This window comes from Allomuricauda sp. ANG21, assembly GCF_040705235.1.
Lineage (GTDB): Bacteria > Bacteroidota > Bacteroidia > Flavobacteriales > Flavobacteriaceae > Flagellimonas > Flagellimonas marina.
Map to the genome: position 1 here is coordinate 84,660 of NZ_JBFCVT010000013.1, position 17,156 is coordinate 101,815.

At 42.4% G+C, this 17,156-nt stretch carries 14 protein-coding genes; 6 read left to right on the forward strand and 8 right to left on the reverse strand.

Going from position 1 to position 17,156, the window contains the following annotated elements:
- The first annotated feature begins 34 nt into the window (after positions 1–34).
- Positions 35–2,452, forward strand: a complete 2,418-nt coding sequence (locus AB1A65_RS15110; protein ID WP_366590760.1) for a TonB-dependent receptor — start codon at positions 35–37, stop codon at positions 2,450–2,452.
- Positions 2,453–2,519: 67 nt separating this feature from the next.
- On the forward strand, positions 2,520–3,881 hold the full coding sequence (locus AB1A65_RS15115) for an exonuclease domain-containing protein (RefSeq protein WP_366590915.1): 1,362 nt from the start codon (positions 2,520–2,522) through the stop codon (positions 3,879–3,881).
- 275 nt (positions 3,882–4,156) lie between these two features.
- Here the strand turns inward: AB1A65_RS15115 and AB1A65_RS15120 are convergent, their stop codons facing one another.
- The 4 genes from AB1A65_RS15120 to AB1A65_RS15135 all read right to left on the reverse strand — a co-directional run bounded on the left by AB1A65_RS15120 (position 4,157) and on the right by AB1A65_RS15135 (position 8,664).
- Positions 4,157–4,933, reverse strand: a complete 777-nt coding sequence (locus AB1A65_RS15120) for an aldose 1-epimerase (RefSeq protein WP_366590761.1) — start codon at positions 4,931–4,933, stop codon at positions 4,157–4,159.
- Positions 4,930–6,231 carry a M20/M25/M40 family metallo-hydrolase gene (locus tag AB1A65_RS15125; RefSeq protein WP_366590762.1) on the reverse strand — a complete coding sequence of 434 codons (1,302 nt, stop codon included), beginning with the start codon at positions 6,229–6,231 and terminating at the stop codon, positions 4,930–4,932. The genes AB1A65_RS15120 and AB1A65_RS15125 overlap by 4 nt, the downstream gene beginning before the upstream one ends.
- A 125-nt stretch (positions 6,232–6,356) precedes the next feature.
- The gene (locus AB1A65_RS15130) at positions 6,357–7,337 is read right to left on the reverse strand and encodes a cysteine synthase family protein (protein ID WP_366590916.1); all 981 of its coding nucleotides are present in this window, start codon (positions 7,335–7,337) and stop codon (positions 6,357–6,359) included.
- Between the two features lie 85 nt (positions 7,338–7,422).
- Entirely contained in the window at positions 7,423–8,664 is a 1,242-nt protein-coding gene (locus tag AB1A65_RS15135; RefSeq protein WP_366590764.1) for an FtsX-like permease family protein, read from the reverse strand.
- 3 nt (positions 8,665–8,667) lie between these two features.
- Here AB1A65_RS15135 and AB1A65_RS15140 point away from each other — a divergent pair, with 3 nt between their 5' ends.
- Complete coding sequence (locus tag AB1A65_RS15140) at positions 8,668–9,894, forward strand: DUF1343 domain-containing protein (RefSeq protein WP_366590766.1); 1,227 nt, start codon at positions 8,668–8,670, stop codon at positions 9,892–9,894.
- Between the two features lie 198 nt (positions 9,895–10,092).
- On the opposite strand, the gene AB1A65_RS15145 is transcribed toward AB1A65_RS15140, so the two are convergent.
- A complete protein-coding gene (locus AB1A65_RS15145) occupies positions 10,093–10,923 on the reverse strand; it encodes a sterol desaturase family protein (RefSeq protein ID WP_366590767.1) in 831 nt (276 codons plus the stop codon).
- A 21-nt stretch (positions 10,924–10,944) separates the two neighbouring features.
- Positions 10,945–11,439, reverse strand: coding sequence for a YkgJ family cysteine cluster protein (locus AB1A65_RS15150; RefSeq protein ID WP_366590769.1), 495 nt, complete (start codon positions 11,437–11,439; stop codon positions 10,945–10,947).
- Positions 11,440–11,524: 85 nt separating this feature from the next.
- On the opposite strand from AB1A65_RS15150, the gene AB1A65_RS15155 reads away from it, so the two are divergent.
- On the forward strand, positions 11,525–12,238 hold the full coding sequence (locus AB1A65_RS15155) for a class I SAM-dependent methyltransferase (RefSeq protein WP_366590771.1): 714 nt from the start codon (positions 11,525–11,527) through the stop codon (positions 12,236–12,238).
- A gap of 37 nt (positions 12,239–12,275) precedes the next feature.
- Positions 12,276–13,076 (forward strand): hypothetical protein, encoded by an 801-nt coding sequence (locus tag AB1A65_RS15160; protein WP_366590773.1) that lies wholly within the window; start codon positions 12,276–12,278, stop codon positions 13,074–13,076.
- 7 nt (positions 13,077–13,083) lie between these two features.
- Here AB1A65_RS15160 and AB1A65_RS15165 read toward each other — a convergent pair whose 3' ends face one another.
- Positions 13,084–13,716, reverse strand: coding sequence for a 7-carboxy-7-deazaguanine synthase QueE (locus tag AB1A65_RS15165; protein ID WP_366590775.1), 633 nt, complete (start codon positions 13,714–13,716; stop codon positions 13,084–13,086).
- A gap of 97 nt (positions 13,717–13,813) precedes the next feature.
- On the opposite strand from AB1A65_RS15165, the gene AB1A65_RS15170 reads away from it, so the two are divergent.
- The gene (locus AB1A65_RS15170) at positions 13,814–14,488 is read left to right on the forward strand and encodes a DUF4386 domain-containing protein (protein ID WP_366590777.1); all 675 of its coding nucleotides are present in this window, start codon (positions 13,814–13,816) and stop codon (positions 14,486–14,488) included.
- 25 nt (positions 14,489–14,513) lie between these two features.
- On the opposite strand, the gene AB1A65_RS15175 is transcribed toward AB1A65_RS15170, so the two are convergent.
- Positions 14,514–17,000 (reverse strand): T9SS type B sorting domain-containing protein, encoded by a 2,487-nt coding sequence (locus AB1A65_RS15175; RefSeq protein ID WP_366590778.1) that lies wholly within the window; start codon positions 16,998–17,000, stop codon positions 14,514–14,516.
- Positions 17,001–17,156: the final 156 nt, after the last annotated feature.

A 17,156-nucleotide genomic window follows, 5' to 3' on the forward strand; every position in this document is an offset into this window, starting at 1 on the left:
TTAAGTTGGCTTTAGTTCTTATTGACACCAACTTATGATCAAAAAAATCTTAGGGCTACTGTTTATTCTAATAGTCGTCGAAGCCCATAGCCAAACAACATTTAACGGTAAAATAGTGGATTCCAATGGTGAAGCAATTGCATTTGCCAATGTCGTGGCCATGCGTCAATCCGACTCAACCCTTGTGAAAGGTGCCATCACGGATATTGATGGTTTGTTCTCTATAGATATACAACAACCGGACAAATCCTTTTTGTCCATTTCGTATGTGGGGTACAAGACCACAACACTTTCCAATTTATCCTCAACAGATCTGGGGGATATTCGTTTGGAGGACCAAACCCAAGAACTGCAAGAGGTTGCCGTGGTGGCGCAGAAGCCCTTTATTCAAAAAGAACAAGATAAACTTGTCCTAAACATTGAAAATAGCATCGTAAATACCGGTAACTCCACTATGGAAATTCTGGAGAAAGCACCTGGGGTGATTGTTGATCAAGATGATGTGATATCCCTTAGTGGCCGGACCGGGGTTCGTATATACATCGACGGAAAGGATACGCGCCTGCAAGGAGAACAATTGGCCAATCTATTACGAAGTCTGCCTTCATCCAACATTGAAAAAGTGGAAATCATCACCAATCCATCCGTGCGTTATGAAGCACAGGGCAATGCAGGAATCATCAATATTGTTACCAAAAAAGGAAAGTTGTACGGTACCAATGGCAGTTTAACCCTGAGTCCTGGTTACGGACGTTATTTTCGGTGGAACAGTTCCATCGATTTTAATCACCGGACCGAGAAATTTAACCTGTATGGCCAATATTCCTACACAGACCGGAACCAATACCAAGAAATTGTTATTGATCGAACGTTTTTGGACGGGGAACAACCCATGGGCTATTACGACCTTCAAAATGACTTTGAACTTCCTTTAAAAACCCATACAGGTAGGCTGGGCTTGGATTTTACCGCTAGCGAAAAAACCACTCTTGGGGTACTCTTCACCGGACTCAATAATGGCAACAAGAACATTTCCACCAGTAATATTTTGGGTTACGATACAGACCGTGAACTCATTTCAGAGGAAAACACGGACACCAATATCAATTCAGAATGGAACCAACTTACCGCCAATTTTAATGCAAGGCACACCTTTACAGAGAAAAGCATCCTAAACTTCAATTTTGACCATGCTAGGTACAGCAACTGGTCCAACCAACGGTTTACCTCTAATTTTGAGTTTTTTGATAGCAATACCACGGCCCAAGATATTCTTTTAGGGGATATCGATGGCTATTTGAACCTCACTGGACTTACCTTGGATTATGAACTCACTCTAAAAAATGGGGATCGATTTGAAGCTGGCTGGAAGAACACTTGGGTCACTTCAGATAACGATTTGGTTTATGTCAATGAAAATAATGGAGTTACCACCCCCAACACGAATTTGAGCAATCATTTCATCTATGATGAAGATATTTATGCAGCTTATGTGAGTTACAACCTCAACCGTAAAAAATGGAATGCGCAATTTGGGCTACGGGCTGAAAATACCTCTGTGACAGGAAACCAAGTAACCACCAACACCATTAATGAACAGGATTATTTGAACCTATTTCCAACAGCCTCATACAATTATACATTGAATGAAAACCATACCTTGGGCATATCAGCGGGAAGACGAATCGATAGACCTGGTTACGCACAGCTGAACCCTTTCCGGACCTTTGTGAACACCAATACCTATCGCGAAGGGAATCCATACCTGCAACCCCAGTTTACATGGGTGAGCGAAATTAATTACACCTTCAAACAGCGCTATTATTTTGCATTTAATGTAGGGTATACGGAAGACGTTCTTACCATGGCCATTGTACGTGACGGGGATGAAGAGGTTGTTATTGTAAGACCCATCAATATTGCCAACTTAAAGAGCTATTCCATTGTGGCGAGCCTTCCCATCAAATTCAGTAATTGGTGGCAGAGCAACTGGAACCTGAACGCTTCACTCAACGATTTTGATGGAGAAATCAATGGGTTTAATTTTGACCGCAACAATCCTGTGGTCAGCCTCAATACCAACCACAGTTTTGGTTTGGGCAAGGGATACCGACTTCAGGCCGGAGCATTTTATCTCTTCCCACACTATGCAACCATTACCAAAGCGCAAACTATATCGTCCTTTTCATTGGGACTTCAAAAAAACCTGTTCAACGATTCCATGACACTGAGGTTCAATGTCAACGATATCTTCTGGAACCAGTACCCTACGGGTAGAACACAGTTTGGGAACTTGGATGATACGTTCACTAGCTATCGCGATACACGCTATGCCACCCTTTCCGTTTCATGGCGATTTGGCAAACAATCTGTACAGCCCGTTCGTAGAAGACAATCTGAAATCCAAGAAGAAATGAACCGGGCCCGACAAGAAAACAATAACCAAGGGTAACCTGGCCTTACACTATGATGTGCTTCGAAAAAGTTCTAACTTTAATGCCCTGAACTTTTTTGGAAGCTTGTACACTATTATCGACATAGAGACCACTGGAAATGGGATTAAGGGGAACAAAATCACCGAAATTGCCATTTTTAAGTATGATGGTGACCAAATTGTCGACGAGTTCACCTCTTTGGTGAATCCACAATGCCCCATTCCTTATTTTATCACCGGACTTACCGGCATTGATGACAATATGGTGAAGGACGCTCCAACTTTCCAAGAGATTTCGCAATCTATCCAAGACATTACCGATGGTTGTGTATTTGTGGCCCATGCCGTGAATTTTGATTATGGCGTCATCAAGGAGGAGTTTCGCCAAATCGGTATCGATTATACCCGAAAAAAGCTGTGTACCGTTCGTCTCTCCCGAAAGTTGATTCCTGGATTGCACTCTTACAGTCTGGGCAAACTCTGCTCTGCAGTACAAATTCCGTTGACAGATAGGCACCGCGCCCGTGGAGATGCCCATGCTACAACCCTGCTTTTTCAAAAATTGTTGAACACGCCGAATGCAGAACCTATTTTTCAAAAGTTTTTGAATGCCCGAAGTCAAGAGGCCACTTTACCTCCACATTTGCCTAAATCGGTTTTTGATAAAATTCCACCTAAACCCGGTATCTATTATTTTAAAAATCAACGGGGGGATATCATTTATGTGGGCAAGGCCATCAATCTCAAAAAAAGGGTGTTGGGTCATTTTTATGACAAGAGCGTCAAAGAAACACAACTATGCAGCGAAACCGCTGATATTGATTTTAAGCTTTCGGGTAGTGAGTTGGTAGCCCTTTTGATGGAATCCGCTGAAATTAAAAGACTATTTCCTCCTTACAATCGTGCTCAAAAACGAACATTGAAACAATACGCCATTTTTGAGTATGAGGACAGAAACGGAATTCGGCATTTGGCGTTCAATACCCTAAAAGGAATTCCCAATCCACTAAAGGTGTTTTATAACCAAACGGATTGCAGGGCGTATCTGGAAGAAATATGTAAAAATTTTGCACTATGTCCCAAATATTGCCATTTGCAGCAGACCAATGCAGCCTGTTCCCACCACAGAATTACAACCTGTGAAGGAATTTGCAAATCAGAGGAATCTGCAGAAAGTTACAATGAAAAGGTAAAAACGGCCATCTCCGCCATGAAATCCTTGGAATCTGAAGTGCGAATCATTCGCGAAAAAGGGAGAAACCCCAATGAACAGGCCGTTGTGCTCATTTCTGAAGGGGTTTACAAAGGGTATGGTTTCATCGACCAAGAAATGGAAGTGTCCTCTTTGGAGGACATTGAATCTTTCATCATTCCGCAAAAAAATACCTTGGAAGCCCAACGCATTGTGGAATCCCTATTGCCCAAATTGGAGTCTTTTGTGCTATAGCCCTTTCATTTTTCGGTACATCCGCACCACAAAGGCTATCCAAAAGACCACAATCAAGCCAACTACTATACTATAAAGGAGTATGATTTCCATAATAGGAATGGTTTTGGTTATGTAGCCCCGACACCGGAATCCTTGGTTGAGAATTCGTATTGTTTCCTTTGAAACGTGCGTTGAAAAACAAAACCGACTGAACGATACTGCTTTCCTATTTCTAATTTAGTAAGAAAAAGTTTACCAAAGCTATAAAAAATGGTTTTTTTGTTTATTTTTTTTCAAAAAACACTAAACATTACTTTGTAAATAGCTTTTTCACCCCCTAATTTCTGAAAACCAAGGTGCAAATCTTCCTGATTCACTGTATAGGGATAAAACGAAATGGGCTCGATGCAAACCATGTTCCTCACCTCGGTCCAGCACATAAATTGACTGAAACCTTTGGTTTTTATGGTAATCTCCTTGGCATCTTTTAGTGTGATGGAAGTACAGTTTTGAACCTGCAACGCGCGGCTCCCCACAGCCAATACCTCATCTAACGAAATTTCCTTTTGATTTGCAGTTATGGTCGGGTCATTTGAATGAAGTTTAAAGGCAGGATGGTAACCCAACATAAAAGGCATACCCTTTTCGCCAGAAATGGTAAATGTTATTTCCAGGGTTTTATCTTGTAGCGAAAATGACTTTTCAAACCTGAAATTATAGGGCCAAATTAAATCTGACTCTGAAGATTTATCTGGGAATTTTGAATTCTTAATGGGGGTTTCCGCCTGATATTGTTTTACAAATGCCGCGGAATCCCCGGTTTGGGATTGTAATTCATATTCCATTTCACGCAACAAACCGTGCTGATCTTGAATGGCTTCACCTTTGGGAACCTCAACTCGGAAATCCGCTTCATTGGTAGGGCCAATTATGGGAAACATTTCCGTATCGGAACTACGCCAACCGGGACTCCCTTTTTGGTGGATAAACTCGTGACCATCGACCACAAAACTCACTAACTCCCCGGCATCAATACCAACTGTGGCATGTTTACTTTTTAGTTCTATCATGATTTGGTATTTATCAATCTATAGATCAAGATAGCAGTACGTTTGGTCAAGGCTTCAATGGTGTTTAGATTAACGGTTTCTTCTGGAGTGTGGGCGTTGGAGCCCATGGTTCCCAATCCGTCCAAACCATCCACATATTGCGCAACAAAGGACACATCGGCAGCTCCTCTTTTTCCTGGGTCATATGCCAATACTTCGCCTTGCTTTAAATCCAAGCTTACTTGGTTCAGGGTTTCCAGTAATTTCATGTTGCCCTCAGTGGGTTGCATGGCCGGGTAGCTATCGGTGAAACTTATGGTTGCGGAGGTCATGGGCAAGTTTTGAGCCACAATTTCACGCATTTTTGCCCGTGCACGTTCTTTTTGCTCTTCGGAAATAAATCGGAGTCCTCCCCGAACCATTGCTTTTTGGGCAACCACATTGGTTTTTCCAAATACGTCGCCTTTGCTCGTGGAAGCATCAAAATTCACAAATGTACCACCCAATAGAGTTCCAGGATTAAAGGTTAAAAGATCCTCCCCTTTGACATCGGTATAAAACTGGTGGAGAATACGTGAGATTTCAAAAATGGCACCTGCTCCCACATTTTCACTAAAAACTCCAGAGGAATGGGCACGTTTGCCCTCAACTTCCAGTTCCCAACCAGAAGCGCCTCTTCGGGCCACCGTAGCGTAATTAAAACCTGTTGATGTTTCAAAACCTAACGCAATATCACTTCGCTTTGCCGCATCTATCAAATCCTTTCTGCTGATGGATAAAGGTTTTCCCGTACTCTCTTCATCCCCTGTAAATGCAGCAATAATCTGGGCATCCTTTAACAATCCATTCTCCTGCAAAGCCTTTAATGCATACAAAACAATGACATCGCCACCCTTCATATCGTTGCCCCCCGGAGCATGCGCGATACTGTCGTTGACCATTTCAAAAGTTTGGAAAGGACTGTCTTCCTCAAAAACCGTGTCCAAATGTCCGATGAGCAATAGTTTTTTTCCTTTGGTACCTGAAGTTTCTGCAAAAAGATGACCTGCTCGGCCCATCTCTGGTGGCATTTCTATCCATTTGGTCTCGAAACCAATAGCATCGAAAGCATCCTTGAAAACCATTCCAACTTCCTTAACCCCTTTGGCGTTCAACGTTCCACTATTAATATTTACTACTTTCTTCAAAAAATCGATGGCCTCCGCATTGTTCTTTTCAATGGAAGCAACAATATTTTTCTCAGTTCTGGAAAGTTTCTGTGCTGTAATTGAAACGGTTAGCAAAAGGGATAGAACGGTAATAAGGTACTTGACTGGCATAGTTATCTTGCTTTTAGATGGATTTAAAGTAGTAGGTGTCAATTCTCGATACAAAATTCTTCCAGAATTTCACTCGAATTGACGATTTAAAACATTCAATGTTTTCGGAATCAATTTATCAAATTTTATTCGATAAACCCTTTCTCCCGCATCCAATCATCATTGAATATTTTACCGACATATCGACTTCCGTGATCATGGAACAGTACCACCACCACATCGTCTTTTGTGAAATGCTCCTTTAATTGCTGCACTCCTTTTATGGCCGCCCCTGCAGAATTCCCTAAAAACATACCTTCTTCGCGGGCCAAACGGCGGGTATAGACAGCAGCATCCTTGTCGGTAACTTTAGTGAAGCCATCGATGATGTCAAAATCTACATTTTTGGGTAAAATGTCCTCTCCAATACCTTCGGTGATGTAGGGATAAATCTCATTTTCATCAAAAATTCCAGTTTCATGGTATTTTTTGAAAACAGAACCATAGGTATCAACGCCCCAAACCTTAATGCTGGGATTTTTCTCTTTAAGATATTTCCCCACTCCAGATATAGTCCCTCCTGTGCCAACTCCCACCACAAAATGAGTGATTTTTCCATCCGTTTGATTCCAAATTTCTGGACCAGTACTCAAATAGTGGGCTTTTGCGTTCCCCGGGTTGTCATATTGGTTCACGTACCACGAATTGGGAATTTCAGTAGACAGTCGCTTTGCAGTTGAATAATAACTTCGTGGGTCATCTGGAGCAACATCGGTAGGACAAATATGAACTTCGCTCCCCATGGCTTTGAGAATGTCCATTTTCTCCTTGGATTGTTTGTCACTGATCACACAAATCATCTTATAGCCTTTGATGACAGCGGCCAAGGCCAGACCCATTCCCGTATTACCCGAAGTTCCCTCTATAATGGTCCCCCCGGGTTGTAAGATTCCTTCTGCCTCTGCGTCTTCCACCATCTGGAGGGCCATGCGGTCCTTCACCGAGTTACCTGGGTTAAACGTCTCGTATTTGGCCAAGACCAAACAAGGTAGTTCTGACGTTAGTTTATTCAGTTTTACCAAAGGAGTATTCCCAATGGTCCCTAAAATGTTTTCTGCATATTCCATTGCCATAAATATACCTTTTATGGATGTTAAATTGAGTTCAATAGAGATTAAAACTCTTTGTTTAGTGCACTGGATTTTAAAATCCTTACTCGAACTTGATGGCTTTTACAGGGGTGATTTTGGTAATGATGTACGAAGGAACCAAAAGCATCAACAAGCATAATAGCATTACACCTAAATTTAGAATAACCACGGTAGGTACATCCAAATAAACTGGAATGTAATCAATATAGTATTCCTCCGGATTGGGAAACTTGAACAAGCGATACCTGTCCTGTACAAAAAGAAGCCCCAATCCCAAGGCATTCCCCCACAACAAACCAATAGCGATCAAATAGGTGGCATTGTACAAAAACACCTTTCGAATGCTCCAATTGGCCGAGCCCAATGCTTTTAGGATGCCGATCATTTGGGTTCGTTCCAAAATCAGCACCAAGAGTGCTGTGATCATGTTAATACCACCAACAATAATCATTATCCCGATAATCAATGCTATGTTGAAGTCGAACAATCCGATCCATTCAAAAATGCGATAGTATTTGGTTTTGATGTTCTGCGCATCCAAACTGGAGACCGTTTTCCCGTAGATTTCGTTACTTTTTTCTTCCAGCTGATCAAAATCATTCAAAAAGACTTCAAAACTACCCACTTCATCCTCATCCCATTGGTTCATCCGCTGAATGTGGCGGATATCCACAAAAACGTAAGCGGCATCAAACTCTTCAAAGCCACTATCGTAAATGCCTACAATGGTAAATCTTCGGGTGTTGGGTGGTCTGTTAGCATCCCCATCCTTCAGAAAAAAGGAAAAAAAAGTGTCGCCCACACTCAATTGTAGCCGATTGGCCATCATTTGGGATAGCAATACTTCTTCATTCAGCTTGCTTGAGTAATCCGGTAGCTGTCCCTCAACAAGATACTCAGCAAAAGCTGACCAATCATAATCCTTACCCACCCCTTTGGCCAAAATGCCTTCAAAAGTATCTTCCGTTCGGATGATTCCACCTTTGGTAGCCACCGCCTGAACGTGCTTTACCCCATCTACATTGGTGAACTCCGGATAAAAATCTTGGTTTAAATCTATGGGAGAAATGGAAACATCGGAAGTATTGTTATCGTAATTGGAAATTTGGATGTGCCCGTTGAACGCTGACACTTTTTCACGAATTTTACGCTTAAGTCCCACCCCAGTGGCTATGGCAATCAGCATCATGACCAAACCAATGGCGATTGCGGCAATGGCAATTTTTATTATAGGGGCAGAAATACTAATTTTATGCTCCTTCCCTGTAATCAGGCGTTTGGCAATAAACAATTCTAAATTCAACGGATGCCCATTTTATCTCTTTTCAAAAGTACAGTTTTATTGTTGGTTTTGGTGTTTTCTTCGTGCAAGGGACAACAAAAAGAAACTGAACCTTCATTGGCGGAAGTCTCTAAGGATTCTATCGCCGAAATTAAAGTAGCCGCCAATAGAACTGAAGGTTATCTCCCACTTCTAAAAGGAAAGAAAGTCGGCATCGTAGCCAACCCAACCAGCGTTATTTTTCATAATGGAGGTTACACCCACTTGGTGGATTCTTTGGTTTCCCTAAAGGTTGATGTGAAAAAAGTCTTTGCTCCAGAGCATGGATTCCGAGGACAGGCCGATGCTGGGGAACATGTTAAGGATGGCGTGGACACCCAAACCGGACTGCCCATCATCTCGCTGTATGGAAAAAATAGAAAACCTTCCCAAGAGCAATTGGATGGACTGGATGTTGTTGTTTTTGACATCCAGGATGTAGGGGTTCGTTTTTACACCTATATTGCCACACTTCAATTGGTTATGGAAGCTTGTGCAGCGCACAACACACCTGTAATCGTACTGGACCGACCCAACCCAAACGGTCATTATGTGGATGGCCCAACCATGGAGAAGGAGCATACCAGTTTTTTGGGGATGACCCCTATTCCTCTAGTGTATGGCATGACGATTGGGGAATATGCACAACTACTTAATGGTGAAGGGTGGCTAGAAAACGGACTAAAAGTGGATTTGACCGTGGTTCAACTGGAAAACTACACCCACGATTCTGAATATCATTTACCCATTCGTCCCTCACCCAATCTACCCAACGATGTTTCCATAACGCTTTATCCTAGTCTGGGTCTGTTTGAAGGCACCAACGTAAATGCAGGTAGAGGAACCGAATACCAATTTCAGCGGTATGGAGCCTCATTTATGGACAGTACCCAATACAATTTCAGCTATGTTCCCGAACCCAATTTTGGGTCGAAAAGCCCCAAAGAGGAGGGAAAAACGTGTTTTGGAAAAGACTTATCAAAATCTTCTAAGATGCATGAGGTCTCCCTGCAATGGGTCATGGATGCGTATGAAAACACTTTGGACAAATCCAAATTCTTCCTTACAAGTGGATTCACCAAACATGCAGGCACCGCGCTTTTGCAGCAACAGATTGAAGCTGGCCTATCCGAAGAAGAAATAAAAGCTACCTGGCAAGAGGACTTGGAAGCTTTTAAAAAAATTCGGGAGAAGTATTTAATCTATAATTAATAACGTCATGCTGAACTCCTGCTTGCCGGCAGGCATGGTGTTTCAGCATCTCAGTCATATGTGAGAGCTAATCTTAAGTTTGACACGAATTGCGCGAATACACTCGAATTTTCTAGTTGTCACATCGAGCGCAGTCGAGATGTCTTGGAAAGCCAAGATTTCTCAACCAAAGGAAAGCATCGCATCTCTGAATGACGGCTAGCCTTCGGTAGTCGGCCTACGGTACTTATGAAAAGGCTGTTTTAGCAATCCTTTTATGCTACTGTTTTCCTTTTCATCGGGAAACGTATCCACGCCGTAAACAATCTTGTCTACATCTAAAGTCATGTACGTACCGAAAAGTCGGTCCCAAATGGCAAAAATATTCCCATAGTTGGAATCAGTATAGGGCAGTTTATAATGATGGTGCACTTTGTGCATATCTGGGCTAACAATAACCCGACTAATGGCATTATCCACTTTTTTGGGCAACCGTATGTTGGCGTGGTTGAACTGGGAAAGCACCACGGACAAACTTTGGTACAACATAATGACCCCAATGGGCGCGCCCACAATAAAAACGCCTACTAGCGTAAAGGTATACCGAATCAGACTTTCCAAGGGATGGTGCCTATTGGCGGTAGTTGTATCTACATTATGATCGGAATGATGTACTAGATGTACCATCCACAGTGGCTTTACTTTATGTTCCACCCAATGCGCCGTGTAAGCGCCAATCAAATCCAAAAACATTACCCCAAGCAGTACATAAAGCCACAAAGGTATTTCGGGCAGCCAATTGATGATTCCAAATTGATTTTCCATGGCCCAATCCGAGGTTTTCAACAGTAAAAAAGCCAACGGAAAATTGACAATGATCGTGGTCAGTGTAAAGAAAAAATTGGGAACCGAATGCCTCCATTTTTTGTACGGAACACTAAAAAGTGGCATTATTCCTTCCAAAATCCAAAAGAAGGTGATTCCACCCACCAAGATAAGGCTTCGGTGCCAGGAGGGAATGGTTTCAAAGTAGGCAATGACCTGTTCCATAGCATCAAATATAAGAAATCATCACATCTTTATGCGCTTTTTCATCTCCTCTACAATGTTGAAGGCCGCTGGGCATATAGCGACATTTTTAAGGGTAAGATTACTGATCTGTTGAAATTTTTTTCGGTCCGTATGCGGAAATTCACGGCAAGCTTTGGGCCGCACTTCATAAATGGAACAATAGTTATCTGTACTCAAAAACGTACAGGGCACCTCCTGCAACACATAGTCGTTCTCTTCGTCAACCCTCAGGTAACGGTCTATAAATTCGGAGGGTTTCAGCTTAAAATGTTTGGCTATTCGCTCAATATCAGCATTGGTGAACAATGGTCCAGTGGTCTTGCAACAATTGGCACAGGCAAGGCAATCGGTTTGCTCAAACTCGGCATGGTGCAATTCATGCATGGTGTAATCCAAATCCTTGGGCGGTCGCTTTTTAAGCTTCGAAAAGAACTTTTTGTTCTCCGCATGTTTCTCTCTCGCCTTTTGGGGCAATTGTTCCAATTCTAAATCCATACTGGACAAACATAAAAAAGAGATTCCAATTAAACCTTAGTCTGCGATTAAAGTCACACCTTTGTCGTTGTTTATTATCAGAATTATGGCAGACATTTTTGGTAGAGCTCTGCTGGATTATCAGCATGGTAACTATTCGGAAGACATTAAAACCTACTCATCCTTGGATGAAGATGATGTAATCCCACTTCCCTATTTGTTTCGCAATTTTTCCGAAATGCCCAAATTGGAGCAGAAAGCGTTAAAACTGGCCCGGGGAAAAGTGCTTGATATTGGCTGTGGGGCAGGCAATCATTCACTTTATCTTCAAGACAAAGGATTTGATGTTACGGGATTAGACAGCTCATCCGGAGCTATTTCCGTATGTAGGGAAAGAGGAGTTAAATCTTTGGTAAACAGCTCCATTCTGAGTTATGATAAAGAAAGATTTGATACCTTGTTGCTCTTGATGAATGGCATAGGCTTGGCAGGGTCACTGACCAATTTGGACTATTTTTTACAGCATTTGGCCTCATTATTGAGGCCCAACGGACAGATTGTGATGGATTCCAGTGACATCATCTACATGTTTGAACAAGATGAAGATGGCGGATATTGGATTCCGGATACGGGCACCTATTATGGTGAGGTCACTTTCACCATGGAATATAAAAATGAGAAAGGAGAGCCATTTGATTGGCTTTATGTGGACTTCCATACGTTACAAAATGCCTGTGAAGCCAATAATCTGAATTGTGAATTGGTTCATTCCGGTGAACATTTTGATTACTTGGCCAAATTGACAAAAAGACAATACTAGTTCCAGTTATGGAACGTTTAAAGTAATATCAATTATTATGAAAAAGAAAATTGTCCTTTACACCCTGATAGCCATTGCAATTTTTATTGGCTGTTCCAAAGATTCGTCGTCAGATTCCAATCCTTCTGCAAAAATAGATAAGTCTGCGAACCTTTTAGGTACCGGGGCATCGGCAGCGGACTTACTGGCCAATTCCAACTATGATAATTTGTTGATAGAAATAGCCTACGTAGAAGGGTTCCGCCCCTCTACTGAAGCCATTGCAACTTTTGAGAAGTTTTTATTGGCAAGAACCTTTAAGGAAGATATTACGTTAACCTATAAGCAACTTCCCTCTCCAAATGAAGAAGCCCTGACCCTGAATGAAGTGGTAAAATTGGAAAACGAAAACCGAACTGCTTACAATGATGGATCCACATTGGCCCTATACATTTATTTTGCCGATGCACCTACCGAGTCTGATGACGAAGGCGCAGAGGCCGTTACATTAGGGGCTGTATATCAAAATACATCCATGATCATCTATGAAGCAACGATAAGGGATTTGGTAGGAAATAGCTCTTTTATAACCGTTTCCGATGTTGAAGCAGCAACCCTGAACCACGAATTGGGCCATTTGATGGGGCTTGTGGACTTGGGCACCCCGGCAATCAATGACCATGAAGATCAAGAGGCGGAAAGTCATTGCACAACGGAAGGCTGCCTTATGCGGGCCGAACTACAGTTTGGGCGGTCCATGCTGAAAATGATGCAAAGCAATGCCTCAAAAGGATTGGCAGCAATCCCTAATTTAGACGAAGAATGTTTGCTGGACCTTCAGAGCAATGGTGGTCGTTAGCAAAGTGCTACGGGATATTCAAGTATTTATGTGTCTGTAAGGAAACTTTCCACTTGGGGTGTTTCATTACGTAATCTACTATCAGAGGAACCATTTTATCACGGACACTCCATTCAGGCTGTAAATAGAGAATACAGTCCTTACCCACTTTGGCTGCTTGCTCTTCGGCAAAAATAAAGTCGTGTTTGTTGAAGACGATTACCTTCAATTCATGTGCTTTTTGATAAATGTCTCCTACGGGAAGTTTGTTCTTTTTTGGAGAGAGGCAAATCCAATCCCAAGTTCCCGTCAACGGATACGCTCCTGAGGTTTCAATATGAATCTGCAAATCTTTGGCCTTTAGGTTAGAAGTCAACGGGCCCATATCCCAAGTAAGAGGTTCTCCCCCGGTTATTACAATGGTATCGGAGTATTTCGCGGCATTTTCAACAATACTTTCAATCGCTGTGGGTGGATGTGTCTCTGCGTTCCAACTTTCCTTTACATCACACCAATGACACCCCACATCACAACCGCCCACTCGGATAAAATAAGCTGCGGTTCCCTTATGATATCCTTCTCCTTGAATGGTGTAGAACTCCTCCATTAAAGGAAGCATCAAGCCCTTGTCCACCAAATCCATAACATTGTCTTTTACCATGGTGCAAAGATAAGATTCCTTAGTGTACTTATTTCCTATAAAATAATCATTGGCTGTAACAAACCTTTTCTTCTATCGTCATACAAAAAACTTCCACATGAATACCAATAAATCTACAGCCCGTCTAGCCGGATTCCTATACCTCACCGTGGTTCTTTGCGGAATTTTCTCCCTACTTTACGTTCCGTCCCAACTTTTTGTATGGGACAACCCCCAACAAACGCTTGATAACATCGTAGCCTCCGAAAGACTTTTTCGATTGGGAATAGTATCAGAATCCATCAGTTTTACGGCTTTTCTATTATTGCTCCCAGTATTATACAAGTTACTGCACACCGTAAATAAATCTTTTGCCGTAGCCATGGTAACCCTAGCATTACCTACGGTTCCTATCTTTTTTAGCATACTCTTGAACAAGTTTGCGGTTTTATCGCTGATCGATGGGGTTGGAGAAGGAACTTGGCCCATTGCGGAACAGGTGATGTTCTACTTAAGACAATTCAACAAGGGCAACCTTATTGGCCAAAACTTTTGGGCCTTATGGCTTTTCCCTTTCGGATATTTGGTTTTTAAATCCGGTTTTCTGCCCAAAATACTGGGGCTGTTTTTAATGGTTGGTAGTGTGGGCTACTATTTGGACTTTTTGGGCAGAGTGGCGTTGCCCGATTATTCCGATTATCTTATTTCAAACTACATGACCATTCCGGCCAGCATTGGTGAAATTGGAACCTGCCTATGGTTGGCTATCATGGGTGCGAAAGAAAAGACTTAGTTATTTAAGCCTTTTCATGTTTTAATTACTGCTTTAGTGTGAAGTGTCCTTTTTTGTAATAAAAAGTTCCATCAAAATCGACCAACTCAAGGACATACCAATAATCTGAAGGCGGTAGGGGGCTGCCATTGTAAAGACCATTCCAGCCTGCCAGCATGGGATTTCTTTGTGCCAGCAGTTTCCCATAACGGTCGTAGACCAAAAAGTTGCCTTCCCGATAAAATTCACCTGTAATCCCCAATACCTTTACTTCATCGTTTATGCCATCATTGTTAGGTGTAAAAAACTTGGAAACCCCTATTACGCCAACCTTCATTTGGTCTATTCCACAACCATTTTTATCCCGAGCGTAAAGGGTATGGGTTCCTGGTTCCACATCCCTGAAAAAACCTTCATCTTGTTTGGGTCCAAAAGGATCATCCAAAGAAAATTCATAATCTCCAAGACCAAGTTCGCCATTCGCATGCATTATGGTTATTGTTCCCGTTTCACCAACATTATCCACCTCCACAAATTCCGGGGATAGCATCGGAGGTCCGGACTCCCCCACTTCAAACCTTATTTTTTCCGAACGGCAGCCATTTACCGAAACTGCTTCCACACCGAAAGTACCTACTTCCGAAATGTTAATCTGCATATCATTCCCAATTACTTCGTTCTGGGCATTGTACCAAATGTACTGGTAGTTTCCATCAGTGTTGATGGGCGTAACCTGAACTTCATCACCACTACAAAAAACATATTTCTCTTCCACCTCAAAAGACGGAATGGGATATACTGTAAGCAACAAATGTGGGCCAACACCATAGCATGTCCCCGATAGTTCATCCTCAATCCGCACATAAAGCAGTTCAGAATACGCTTGCGTATTATTGTAGGCCGTGGCATTTTCAATGCTGTTACGTTTCAAAAAGGCATCATCTTTATTTTGATAAAAAGAAACGGTTAGATTTTGTCCACTTGGAAATTGGGCCAACAAATTGGTTTCCGCTTCATTCAGATCAAAGACAGAAACTCCATCAGCGGTATCTTGATCGCATGTTGAAAGCTCATAGAGGTAATCTTGCGGAAAGGATGTTGTGGTCACATTCAAGAAGAGTCTACCAATGGAATGGCAATACACGCCACTGCCCTCGGCTCTAAAATAAAGTTCGTTGGCAAGGCTGTTATTGAACAAAGTTGCAGATTGTTCGTTCACTTGGTTCTCAGCATCACTTTCGGTCAAGTAAAAAGTGATGTCCAAGTCGGCGTTATCCAAATTGATGAGATGTAGATATTGGGTCAAATCGAAATCAGTGAACCCATCCAACACGCCATCCTCGTCACAATTGGAAATAATAAATCCGTCATTGACCAGCGGCTGTAGCTTTACCTCAGCCTCAACCGCGATTCGATCACCCGTAAGACAACCATTATAGGATGCCATGGCATAAAAAGTGGTGGTATTTGTCAGCGAAGGTGTTCGAAAAGTACTTCCAGTGAATAAAGGGGTTCCTCCCGTTGCCACATCAAACCAAACTATATCCCCACGTGTTGATTGGGCTTCCAAGGTAACCATTCCGGGACCGCAAATGCTACCAGAAGAAACTTGAGAAATTTTGGGCGTGGTTAATTTGGTGCTGGCAGATAATGTCAAAATAGGATCTCCAGGCAGTCCACCATATTCCACAATGTACCCTTTGGGCTGATAGTCGCCTGTTGAATTACCCTCCATAGGCAAATCATTCCAAGACCCTGCAATTCCCACCCCCGGAGCGGTTATATGGGCATAATCTTCCCCCGAACCCGTTTCACCGTTCAAGTTGTTAGGTTCTTGGTTGTTCCAAAAGGCAAAGTTTGGACTGCTACCCGTAACATTTCCATTCCAAAATATAAGTCCTGCTTCAGGACCCGTAACCCATTTCCATGTTCCTTCAGCCTGCTCGTCCGACCCACCTATCCATCCCGTTCCAGCAGCTTGTTCACCTGTAAGCTGAGCCTCAGCCTCAGAGGTAATGGTGGCCAAATACCCTTGTAGTCCAAAAAAAGTTCTGTTCTCGGCGGCTATTCTTGCATCATCCCAACGAATTCCAAGATTGGGCACATACTCGTAATAATGTTGCGTTTCCGGCAAGTAATTGGCACTTCCAATGGTAAAAGAGAAAAACTTTTCCTCAGCCGGTGATTCTGATGTACTTTCAAAAACTACATCATTGACCGCCCCTATTAAATCGGTATAGGCAACCGGACCTCCCGATGGACCTTTAAAGGTCAATTTTCCCTCTAAACTGTTCCATGTTGTGGTTACCATAGGATGATTGTTTTCCAATCGGAGTATGTCCTCTCCTCTTTCGTAACCCGTAGAAATTTGAATGTGAAAAGATTCAACTTCCGTATCATCCACATCTATAATGTTGAATGAAGTGGCCACTGGAACGGTAGTCTGTGGGCAGTAGGTTTGATCACCATTTGCCGTTACCTCAGGTGCACTGTTATTTTGAGCAGAAATACTTATCGCCCATAAAAAAAACAAAAAACCACATAGTTTAGGCCATATTGCCCTGTGGATCAAATCATGAATTTGTTTTATTTTACCCATTCTTTCCTTGGTTCTCTGCCTAAGATGACAAAGTAAGCCAAAGGTTCCAACTATACCAGTCAAATGTGTTATAATACTCGATAGGCATAG

What these genes read in the sequence shown, in the direction of transcription:
- AB1A65_RS15110 (WP_366590760.1), top strand. Translation starts at nt 35, where the DNA reads ATGATCAAAAAAATCTTAGGGCTACTGTTTATTCTAATAGTCGTCGAA.
- AB1A65_RS15120 (WP_366590761.1), bottom strand. Translation starts at nt 4,933, where the DNA reads ATGATAGAACTAAAAAGTAAACATGCCACAGTTGGTATTGATGCCGGG.
- AB1A65_RS15125 (WP_366590762.1), bottom strand. Translation starts at nt 6,231, where the DNA reads ATGCCAGTCAAGTACCTTATTACCGTTCTATCCCTTTTGCTAACCGTT.
- AB1A65_RS15130 (WP_366590916.1), bottom strand. Translation starts at nt 7,337, where the DNA reads ATGGAATATGCAGAAAACATTTTAGGGACCATTGGGAATACTCCTTTG.
- AB1A65_RS15140 (WP_366590766.1), top strand. Translation starts at nt 8,668, where the DNA reads ATGCCCATTTTATCTCTTTTCAAAAGTACAGTTTTATTGTTGGTTTTG.
- AB1A65_RS15145 (WP_366590767.1), bottom strand. Translation starts at nt 10,923, where the DNA reads ATGGAACAGGTCATTGCCTACTTTGAAACCATTCCCTCCTGGCACCGA.
- AB1A65_RS15150 (WP_366590769.1), bottom strand. Translation starts at nt 11,439, where the DNA reads ATGGATTTAGAATTGGAACAATTGCCCCAAAAGGCGAGAGAGAAACAT.
- AB1A65_RS15155 (WP_366590771.1), top strand. Translation starts at nt 11,525, where the DNA reads ATGGCAGACATTTTTGGTAGAGCTCTGCTGGATTATCAGCATGGTAAC.
- AB1A65_RS15160 (WP_366590773.1), top strand. Translation starts at nt 12,276, where the DNA reads ATGAAAAAGAAAATTGTCCTTTACACCCTGATAGCCATTGCAATTTTT.
- AB1A65_RS15165 (WP_366590775.1), bottom strand. Translation starts at nt 13,716, where the DNA reads ATGGTAAAAGACAATGTTATGGATTTGGTGGACAAGGGCTTGATGCTT.
- AB1A65_RS15170 (WP_366590777.1), top strand. Translation starts at nt 13,814, where the DNA reads ATGAATACCAATAAATCTACAGCCCGTCTAGCCGGATTCCTATACCTC.